The organism is Deltaproteobacteria bacterium, from assembly GCA_029860075.1.
In the GTDB taxonomy this organism is placed as follows: Bacteria; Desulfobacterota; JADFVX01; order JADFVX01; family JADFVX01; genus JAOUBX01.
Window position 1 is genome coordinate 58,252 of the sequence record JAOUBX010000015.1, and the last position, 9,699, is coordinate 67,950.

Sequence of the window (9,699 nt, forward strand, 5' to 3'; positions counted from 1 at the left end):
CATCGGCTTAATGGCGAAAGCGGGCTTTAAATAAAAATCCTTAACATTCATCCCCCCCCGGTTTTCAATCGAAAGGATTTATGCAAACTCAGAGATGAAATAAGCATCCTGCGCAAAACACATTATTAACTTTCTTTTGCCATGTCAAGAATAATAAGCAACATATGTCACTTTTTTTATTTTTGGGTCATAACGAAAATAATGCATTTTTTCTAATCATGCCGTATCTGTCAAAAAAAACTTAATAGCAGAATATGTCATAAATTCAGCAATATAAGTCGAATTCAATAATTATGGAAAAATGAATAATATGATGTGCATCTCTTTAAAATAATTACTTTGAGTTCAGGATGGATACTATCGGAAGAAATTAAACATGGACTTAATAAAAGTAGTAGTGTTGTTAAAAAATAAGATACCAGGGAATACATAAAAAGGATCTATACTCGTCGCCTTGCAGCAACGGCCTCAAAAAATAACATTCATAAGTTTACCACCCCTTACTATCACATAGTGACAAGTATCATAGCTTTAAATTGATTGATTTTAGTCACCGCAGTGTATGTCAAACGACTCATAATTAACTTCAGTCAGCATTTATTCTTTAAAATTAATATGTTTCTGTCTTTTTCTTTGGAATTCCTAAGCAGATTTTTTATAATAAATAGGTACAAATTTAGCATACAAAATAAAAAAGGACTTAACCAAAATCGGTTAAGTCCTTCGTATTTCTGGCGTCCCCAGGGGGATTTGAACCCCCGTCGCCGCCGTGAAAGGGCGGTGTCCTAGGCCAGGCTAGACGATGGGGACAATTAAATTGTCGCTGGAGAGTTGCAAATTGTAATTTAATTTCTTAAAACTTGCAACAAAAAAATAAGTGGTGAGCCGTGTTGGGATCGAACCAACGACCACCTGATTAAAAGTCAGGTGCTCTACCTACTGAGCTAACGGCTCACATCAAAAACGAAACACGTAATATATAAAAAACCGGCCAAATAGTCAAGGATTTTCATCCCAGGGTCGACAAAAAAATCCCCCCCTGCTTTCAGGCAAAAGGATTTTTAATAATGATATTTTCATCTCTCTTTTGGCCGACGGAGACCATAACAATTTCAACGTTAACAAGCGCTTCCAGCCTCTTTACATATTTCTTTGCATTTTCAGGGAGGGCGTCAAAATCTCTTACCTTTTTGATATCCTCCGTCCATCCATCAAGCTCTTCATAGATCATTTCGACAGATTCGAGCTGTTTTAAACTTGCAGGCACGCTACCCAGCGTTTCACCATTTAGCCGGTATGAAGTGCAGACCTTTATCTTGTCCATTCCTGTGAGAACATCGAGCTTGGTCAGGGCAATGCCGGTGAGGCCATTTGTCCTGGCCGCATCGCGAACAAGAACCGAATCAAACCAGCCGCATCTTCTTGGCCTCCCCGTTGTAGCGCCGAACTCACCTCCATTTTTCCTCAACATCTCTCCCATTTCACAGCTAAGCTCTGTCGGGAAAGGCCCGCTGCCGACCCTTGTTGTGTAGGCCTTGGTAATACCGATCACCTCGTTAAGCTTTGTGGGACCCACACCGACACCGGAGCAGGCACCGCCGGCAACGGTATTTGATGAGGTGACAAAGGGATAGGTTCCATGATCGACGTCTAACATGCTTCCCTGGGCACCCTCAAAAAGAATGCTTTTCCCGTCATTAATGAAACCCTCCATAAGCAGAGAAGTATTGGCCACATACTTTTTGATTCGCCCGGCATAAGCTGAATATTCATTATAAATTTCATCATAATCACAGGGGCTGTCACCGAGAAATTCCTCAAGATAGCGGTTTTTCATATCCAGGTTAAGCTTTAATTTCCCGGCAAAAAGATCACTTTCGACAAACTCGGAAACCCTCACACCGACACGGGTATATTTATCTTCATAACAGGGACCGATACCACGACCGGTAGTCCCGATTTTCCCCTCACCTCTGAGACGTTCACGGGCGATATCGATCTTCTTGTGATAAGGCATGATAATATGGGCGCGATCACTGATAACAAACTGGGAATCATCCTCCATATAGCCCCTTGCCTTGAGAGCATCTATTTCTTCGAGAAGAACCCTGGGATCAAGAACAACACCATTGCCGATTACACATATCTTTCCCTTATGCAGGATCCCCGACGGGATGAGATGGAGAACAAACTCCTCATCCTTGACAATAACCGTATGACCGGCATTATTCCCCCCCTGGTACCTGACAACGGCATCGGCATATTCCGTATATATATCTACGACCTTTCCCTTACCTTCATCCCCCCACTGAGCCCCCACAATTACAACGTTCGGCATATTTATCCTCTCCGGGCGAGATCGACAGCGCCTGAAATCAGGTCGTCAATGCTCACTTTTTCCTCTTTATCATTCCTTATATCTTTAACAAGCATATGTCCTTTTTCAAGATCATTGCCGCCCATAATAATCAGCCTGTCAATAACCTCGCTCGAAGCAAAAGCCAGAGAACCCCCTATATCCCTTTTTGCAATCTCCCTGGCAACCTTTAATCCTTTACTTCGAAGATGTCTTGCCACCTTAAGGGCCTCATGCTTTTCTTTACCCAGATTGAGAAGAAGAAAATCAGGTGACCCTGCACCACGGGTTTCTCCCTGCTTTTCAAGGGCTTTCAGTAGGGTTTCTACATTAATGGCAAATCCTGTTGCAGGCTGGTCATTGCCATAACGGCCAAGCAGACCATCGTAGCGTCCTCCACCACATATTTCCTCGCCAAGGCCCGTGACAAAACCCTCAAAAATAACACCGGTATAATAGTTGAGTCCCCTGATCTCACCAAGATCAACGGTTATAAAATCGCCAAGGCCATAAGAATCTATCGTATGGAGGACTTCCGACAGGTTTTCAAGGGCCTTTTGGGCTCTTGGGCTGACAGTCATAACGGCGGCCCTCTCCAGTACTTCCCGTTTACCAAAAAGTGTCGGTAAGGCCAGAAGGGCCTCTTCGTCCCGGCTCCCGAGATTAAGTGACGGGAGCAGTTCTTCGATACCTGACCTGTCCTTCCTTGCAACGGCAATCTCAACATCTCGCCGCACATCTTCAGCCAAAGAGAGGCCTTCCATAACCCCTCTGAAAAACTCGACCTGTCCTACATCGATCTTGAAGTCGGTAAGCCCCGTCGCCTTCATGGCCTCAACGGCAACGGCAATGATTTCACCATCCGCTTCCGGCTGATCAAGTCCAATCAACTCAAGTCCGCTCTGATAAATCTCCCGGCTACTCCCTTTATCTCTCTCACCATAGTGGAGCACACTGCCGCTATAGTGAAGTCTCAGCGGTTTTGCGTGATCTTTTAAATGGGTCGCTGCAAGGCGGGCAATTTGTGAGGTAATATCCGGGCGAAGAGCAATGACCTTTCCCGAGTCCCTGTCTTCGAATTTGAACATTCTCTCAAGAAGTTCAGGCTCGGCAAGAGCAAGAACATCCAGGTACTCAATGGTGGGCGTCATAACCCCCCTGTATCCCCAAAGCTCAAAAACCCTCGATAGTTCATCACCAATGCGATTTATCCTGCCGGCAACTGTCGGCAAAAAATCCTTAACTCCCCTGGGAAGCGCTATAGGCAAATTAATTCCCTTTTTATTCATTTATTAATTTCTCTGTCCGAAAACATTTCTACAGTTTTACCTGCTTGACTTCAATAATGCCTTCAACGTTCCTTATCTTATCAATAATTTCATTAGAAACACTGCTGTCAATATTAACCATGGAAATGGCTTTTCCCTGGAAAGAATCCCTGCCTAACTGGAAGCCGGCAATATTAACTTTCGCTTCACCGAGAATCGTGCCTATGGAGCCGATAATTCCCGGCCTGTCATTATTGTATATGAAAAGTATATTCCCTACAGGGATAGCCTCTATATCGATACCATCTATCTGGACAATCCTTGCATCACTGTGATGAAAGAGTGTTCCCGCAACGGATCTTTCGCGCTTTTCCGTTTTAAGCGTTACTTTTATCAGGCTGTTAAAATTTTCCGAGTCACTGCTTTTACTCTCCACAACCTCCACACCTCTTTCTCTGGCAATAAGCGGCGCATTAACAAGGTTAACGGACTCCTGAAGCATGGGCTCCAGCACCCCCTTTAATACCGTTGTCGTGAGGGGTGTCACATTAAAACCGGTGACTTCACCGGAATATTCTATGTTAACCTTCTCATGACCGCTTTCTGAAAGCTGCCCCAAAACACTGCCCAGCTTTTCGGCCAGAGCAATATAGGGCTGAAGCTTGGGCAGTTCATCAGCTGAGACGGAGGGAATATTAAGGGCATTCTTTACAATCCCCTTAGTCAAATACTCTGCAATCTGTTCAGCCACCTGGACGGCGACATTCTCCTGTGCTTCATCCGTTGAAGCGCCCAGATGAGGAGAACAGACGACTTCATTCAGGCCAAGAAGCGGATTATCGGGCGCTACAGGTTCCTTTTCAAAAACGTCGAGCGCTGCTCCCCTCACTTTTTTATTTTTAATTGCAGCCGCAAGGTCAGTCTCATTAATGATTCCCCCTCTTGCACAATTTACAATCAAAACACCGTCCTTCATTTTTTCGAAGGCGCCGGCATTGAGCAAATTTTTCGTACCCTCCGTAAGAGGCGTATGAACGGAAATAATGTCCGCCCTCGCATAAAGGTCATCCAGTTCAGCGAGTTCAATGCCTAACTGTTCAGCCTTTTCGTGGGATATGAAAGGATCATAGGCAATGACCTTCATTTTAAGGCCCTGGGCCCTGTCGGCAACAATGGAACCGATATTGCCGATACCGACAATACCGAGTGTCTTGTTCGTAAGTTCAACACCCATGAACTTGCCTTTTTCCCATTTGCCGCCCTTCGTTGAAAAAGTAGCCTGCGGTATTTCACGGGCAAGAGAAAGCATCATGGAAATAGCATGCTCTGCCGTAGTAACGGTATTACCAAAGGGCGTATTCATAACGACGACCCCTTTTTTGCTTGCTTCCGGGATATCCACGTTATCGACCCCTATGCCTGCTCTTCCAACAACTTTAAGATTTATCGCCTTTTCAATAATGTCGGCCGTAACCTTTGTTGCACTCCTTATGGCAAGACCGTCATAATCACCTATAATTTCCATTAGTTCTTCAGGTTTTAGACCGGGCTTAAAATCACACTCTATATCCTTGTACCTGCCAAACACTTCCTGTGCTGTTGAAGACATCTTGTCACTAATGAGAACCTTAGGCATATTTGCCCCCCTCTAAATTAAATGTTACGCCCGGATCAGTATCTTTCCACCAAAATAGCCTGGGCTGCAGCAACACCTTTTCCCATCTCCACATTATGACCAAACTTCTTGAGGGCCATTTCTATTGTGGAAATAGCAATGATTATGTCGAAAGTATCGTAATAACCGAGATGGGCGACCCTGAATATTTTACCCTTCAGATGGTCCTGCCCCCCGGCCATGGTTACACCCATATCATCACGCATAAATTTGACGAATTTACCGCCATCCACACCTTCAGGCACGTAGGCGCCGGTTGCCGAATCGGCCGGAGAATCAGGGGCAAGAAGCTTAAGGCCAAGCGCTGTCAAAGCAGCTCTTGTCGCTCTTGCAAGCGTTGCATGCCTCTTGAAGAGATTTTCAAGTCCCTCTTCCTTAACCATCCTGAGAACCTCGGCAAGACCACAGATGAGAGAAACGGCAGGTGTATAGGCTGTTGTGTCTTTACCTGCCACCTGGTTTTTGTTTTCTTTTTTCAGATCCAAATAATATTTAGGGATATCCGATCTGTCGGTAAACTTCCATGCCTTATCAGACAGGGCGATAAAGGCAAGACCGGGAGGAAGCATAAAGGCTTTTTGCGAACCCGAGATGAGAACATCGATTCCCGTTTCGTCCATTGAAAGATCAGAAACACCGACCGCAGTAATACCATCGACAACAAGCAAGGTATCTCTGTCTTTGGTAAGTTTGGCCAACGCCTTGACAGGATGAGCCACAGTCGTCGATGTTTCTGAGGCCTGGGTCAAAACAGCCTTAATCTCAGGGTCATTATCAAGTATCTCCTTAACAGCGGCAACATCAACAGCCTGTCCCCACTCAACTTTTACTTCAATCGGTTGGAGACCAAAAACTTTGGAAAGCTGTCCCCATCTCTCACCGAATTTTCCACCATTGACGAAAATAACCTTATCTCCCTTGCAAAAGAGATTGGTTATAGCTGATTCCATAGCTCCCGTACCGGAAGAAGCTAGAATAAGCACTTCCTGCTCTGTCTGGAAAAGCGCTTTAAGGTCCTTTTTTACTTCTGCAAAAATAGCAGAGAACTGCGGTGTCCTGTGATGTATCATGGGCTCTGCCATCCTGGCAAGGACACTTTCAGGCACAGCAGTAGGCCCCGGTGACAATAGGTACTTCTTTTTCATAATTTGTTTTCCTCCGGCTTTTGGTATTTATAATTTTTATTTGTTTGAAAAGAAAAAGGCTAAATTTAGCAAGGCAGACCCTATAAGTCAAGGACTTTCAGGGTCTGCAAAGGCAGGGCCGGCATATGATGACAAGAGATTACAATCCTGTATATCAGAGAAGTATTGTTGACAAGATTTCATAAAAAATTACGCTTAAAAGTCCGGCAACCGGGAGAGTAATAAACCATGAATAAACGATATTGCGCACTACTCCAAGATTTAGTGAAGCAATTCCTCTGGCCATGCCCACACCGATAACAGCCCCTACCAAAGTATGGGTCGTCGATATGGGAAGTCCCATTTTTGAACAGACGAGAACTGTCGTTGCCGCGCCAAACTCAGCAGAAAAGCCCCTGGACGGGGTCATTTCAGTGATTTTTTTCCCCACTGTCTCAATGACCTTGTATCCCCATGTTGCAAGACCGATAATTATTCCTGCTCCACCAAGAAAAAGAATCCACATGGGAACATCAACTTTCATGACAACGATATGTGTATTCGATATGGACATGATTGCAGCCAGGGGGCCAATGGCATTGGCTACATCGTTGGCGCCATGGGCAAAAGCCATATAACAGGCTGTAATAATCTGGAGGTGCCTGAAAACACCTTCAACAGTTGAGAGCTCCTTTTTCAGATCATCACCGGGAGCCCTTTCAATATTTCTGAGGAAATATCTTGTTATAAGTGCCGATAAAATACCGACAACAACGGCTACACCTAGAGCTTCGTAAAGGGGGAGATTAAGTTTAAGATTTTTCAATCCCTTATAAACCATAGACAGGGTAAGAATGGAAAAAAGAAAAAAGACAAGGTAAGGCGCATATTTTTTAACTTCATCGGCAGGGTGATTCCTGTCAAGGATCCTGTTGCGGATAAAAATAAAGCTCGTCGTTGCAATTATCCCACCCATGACAGGCGAGATGACCCAACTGGCGATAATCTGCGCTACCTTGCCCCAGTTTATTCCTGATATACCGATTGCAATTAAGGCAAAACCGACAACGGCGCCGACAATGGAGTGTGTCGTAGAAACGGGAAGCCCCCAGTGCGTTGCCAGCTGAAGCCAAACAGCCGATGCCAGCAAGGCCGAAAGCATACCGATCATAAGAATATCAGGACTTCCGCTAAAAACAGTGGGATCTATCATCCCCTTCCTTATGGTATTTGTAACGTGACTGCCGACAAGAACAGCGCCGGCAAACTCAAAGATGCCGGCCACAATAACGGCCTGCTTTAATGTTAAGGCTTTAGAACCGACCGATGTGCCCATGGCATTGGCAACATCATTAGCTCCTATATTCCAGGCCATGTAAAAACCCGCAATGATGGCAATAACGCCTGTAATAGTATAAATATCCATTCTTACCTTTTCCTCAACCCGTTATAAACATTCGAAGTATTTTCCCAACCTTTTCCGACTTATCAGCCAGACCGCCAAGTTTACGGCCTAACTCGAGAAGCACAAAGAAATCACCTTTGGAAAGAGTCTCTTCCATCTGGAAAATTTCCCGGGCAAGTTTGAACTGGAGCTTATCCGCTTTCCACTCCATTGTAGAAAGTTCATTAATCATAGCCATTACAGAGTCAGCTTCAGGGCCACCAAAAGAAACCTCCATCAGATTGTCCAGTTCCTGTACAATATTGTTAGCCATACTGCTGATATCCATAACGTGGCCGGCCAACTCCATAAAATTGGGCCTGATATTTTCAGGTACGGTAACATTTTTAAGTCGAAGCACAATTGACAGGTCTTCAACAGCATCTGCAATATCATCCTGGGCGCTTAACAGGTTAAGAAAGTCCCTTCTGTCGACGGGCATGAAAATACTGTTTGGAATTTGGCCGCGAATGTCGTTTTTTAATTTATCGGCCTCATGTTCGAGCTTGAGAATGTTTTCAGAATGCTTCTTGACCCGGTCAAAGTCAGATTCATAAAGGGCATCGAAAAGGGGCGGGACTTCATCAAGCACATCCTTAACCTTTTCCATATGTTGTTCAAGCAGCTTGAACGGTGACCTTCCAAATATTCCTGCAATAGACCTCATAATACCTCCCTTATTTTACAGACAAAAGACCCCGATATTAACATGAATTTGCACAAAAATATACACCCTGATTTTATACAATCAGATAAAAATCTTATTTTTTAGGGATTTCGTTACTTTACGTTAAAAGGCAGCTCTATGATTACGCCGTTGATTGAAACCCTTACTTTCAGGCTGTTCATAAATTGTGTATCAGCCTTAAAATAAAGGTCACCTGAAACCTGTGCCCCATCAACAATGCCTCCCATAGGAAGCGCATCCAGGTAGATATCCTGCATTAACGTTTCCCCCGTCTGATCCCGCCTGTATCTGTCGTAATAAGAAGGGGGATAGACCCAGTGCCCCACAGAGGCATCAAAATATGGCTCACCGTAAGGGTAATAATCATAACCATAGGGATAAGGTGGGGCAAAAGCGGGACTGGTGTAGTTAGCCATATTGGGGAGTGATATAGCGACAGTCGGTGGTTTAACTGCATATTCAGGGTCACTCTTGATTATTTCCGAAATTTTTTCCGGAGGATAAGGGCGATATTGGTTCCCTTTGTCATCGAGAAGAATAAAGTTTTCGTAAGCAATATTAATTTCTTTCCCTGTTTCGTTTCTGACCCTCATATTAAATGGGACCAGGTATGATTCCAGGTCATAAGGTGTTCTTGTAAAATAGGAAACGCTTGCCTTTATACTTATTCCTTCTTTTCCAATGGTAATAGATCTATTTTTTTCATCTATTTTCGCTCCACTCACAGCGACAGGCATAAATTTCGGTCCACACCCTGAGATAAACATAAACAATATAAGGGCAAATGCTATAATTTTATTCATCTTTCCCTCCTTAAATTTTAATCATACGCCAATTAAAACCCTGCAATTACAATGCCACATTCCTTTTAATAATCATTTGAGTCCCTTGCATAATGAATTTTCACTCAGCACCATTCACGTCAACGGGGGCAGGCAGGTCCCCGAAGGGTGACAGGTCAACGGGGGCAGGCAGGTCTTCAGCAACGGGCGCTTCCTCAACCGTCGGTTCTTCTTCAGGTACCGACACATCTTCACCAGGGGAAACATCCACAGGCGCAGGCAAATCGTCAAAAGGTGACAAACCTTGAGAAGTGGATTTTTCAACAGGTTCAGGCACTTCAACAGGTTCAGGCACTTCAACA

8 protein-coding genes and 2 tRNA genes are annotated in these 9,699 nt (G+C 44.4%); all 10 read right to left on the reverse strand.

The window, feature by feature from the left end; translation table 11 throughout:
* Positions 1-732: 732 nt before the first annotated feature.
* Positions 733-810, reverse strand: a tRNA-Glu gene (locus OEV42_06675).
* A 68-nt stretch (positions 811-878) separates the two neighbouring features.
* Positions 879-954 (reverse strand) — tRNA-Lys (locus tag OEV42_06680).
* Between the two features lie 91 nt (positions 955-1,045).
* Entirely contained in the window at positions 1,046-2,338 is a 1,293-nt protein-coding gene (locus OEV42_06685; GenBank protein ID MDH3973948.1) for an adenylosuccinate synthase, read from the reverse strand.
* 2 nt (positions 2,339-2,340) lie between these two features.
* Positions 2,341-3,645 carry an ATP phosphoribosyltransferase regulatory subunit gene (gene hisZ / locus OEV42_06690; protein MDH3973949.1) on the reverse strand — a complete coding sequence of 435 codons (1,305 nt, stop codon included), beginning with the start codon at positions 3,643-3,645 and terminating at the stop codon, positions 2,341-2,343.
* 28 nt (positions 3,646-3,673) lie between these two features.
* Positions 3,674-5,260 (reverse strand): phosphoglycerate dehydrogenase, encoded by a 1,587-nt coding sequence (gene serA, locus OEV42_06695; protein MDH3973950.1) that lies wholly within the window; start codon positions 5,258-5,260, stop codon positions 3,674-3,676.
* Positions 5,261-5,295: 35 nt separating this feature from the next.
* Entirely contained in the window at positions 5,296-6,444 is a 1,149-nt protein-coding gene (locus tag OEV42_06700) for an alanine--glyoxylate aminotransferase family protein (GenBank protein MDH3973951.1), read from the reverse strand.
* 154 nt (positions 6,445-6,598) lie between these two features.
* Positions 6,599-7,849 carry an inorganic phosphate transporter gene (locus OEV42_06705; GenBank protein ID MDH3973952.1) on the reverse strand — a complete coding sequence of 417 codons (1,251 nt, stop codon included), beginning with the start codon at positions 7,847-7,849 and terminating at the stop codon, positions 6,599-6,601.
* 13 nt (positions 7,850-7,862) lie between these two features.
* The gene (locus OEV42_06710; protein MDH3973953.1) at positions 7,863-8,534 is read right to left on the reverse strand and encodes a TIGR00153 family protein; all 672 of its coding nucleotides are present in this window, start codon (positions 8,532-8,534) and stop codon (positions 7,863-7,865) included.
* A gap of 113 nt (positions 8,535-8,647) precedes the next feature.
* Positions 8,648-9,358, reverse strand: a complete 711-nt coding sequence (locus OEV42_06715) for a hypothetical protein (protein ID MDH3973954.1) — start codon at positions 9,356-9,358, stop codon at positions 8,648-8,650.
* A gap of 100 nt (positions 9,359-9,458) precedes the next feature.
* On the reverse strand, positions 9,459-9,699 hold a 241-nt coding region (locus OEV42_06720; protein ID MDH3973955.1), incomplete at its 5' end, for a hypothetical protein.

Bases quoted from the DNA above. Each gene is read 5' to 3' on its own strand.
- hisZ (MDH3973949.1), bottom strand. From the start codon at position 3,645: ATGAATAAAAAGGGAATTAATTTGCCTATAGCGCTTCCCAGGGGAGTT.
- OEV42_06715 (MDH3973954.1), bottom strand. From the start codon at position 9,358: ATGAATAAAATTATAGCATTTGCCCTTATATTGTTTATGTTTATCTCA.
- OEV42_06700 (MDH3973951.1), bottom strand. From the start codon at position 6,444: ATGAAAAAGAAGTACCTATTGTCACCGGGGCCTACTGCTGTGCCTGAA.
- OEV42_06710 (MDH3973953.1), bottom strand. From the start codon at position 8,534: ATGAGGTCTATTGCAGGAATATTTGGAAGGTCACCGTTCAAGCTGCTT.
- OEV42_06705 (MDH3973952.1), bottom strand. From the start codon at position 7,849: ATGGATATTTATACTATTACAGGCGTTATTGCCATCATTGCGGGTTTT.
- OEV42_06685 (MDH3973948.1), bottom strand. From the start codon at position 2,338: ATGCCGAACGTTGTAATTGTGGGGGCTCAGTGGGGGGATGAAGGTAAG.
- serA (MDH3973950.1), bottom strand. From the start codon at position 5,260: ATGCCTAAGGTTCTCATTAGTGACAAGATGTCTTCAACAGCACAGGAA.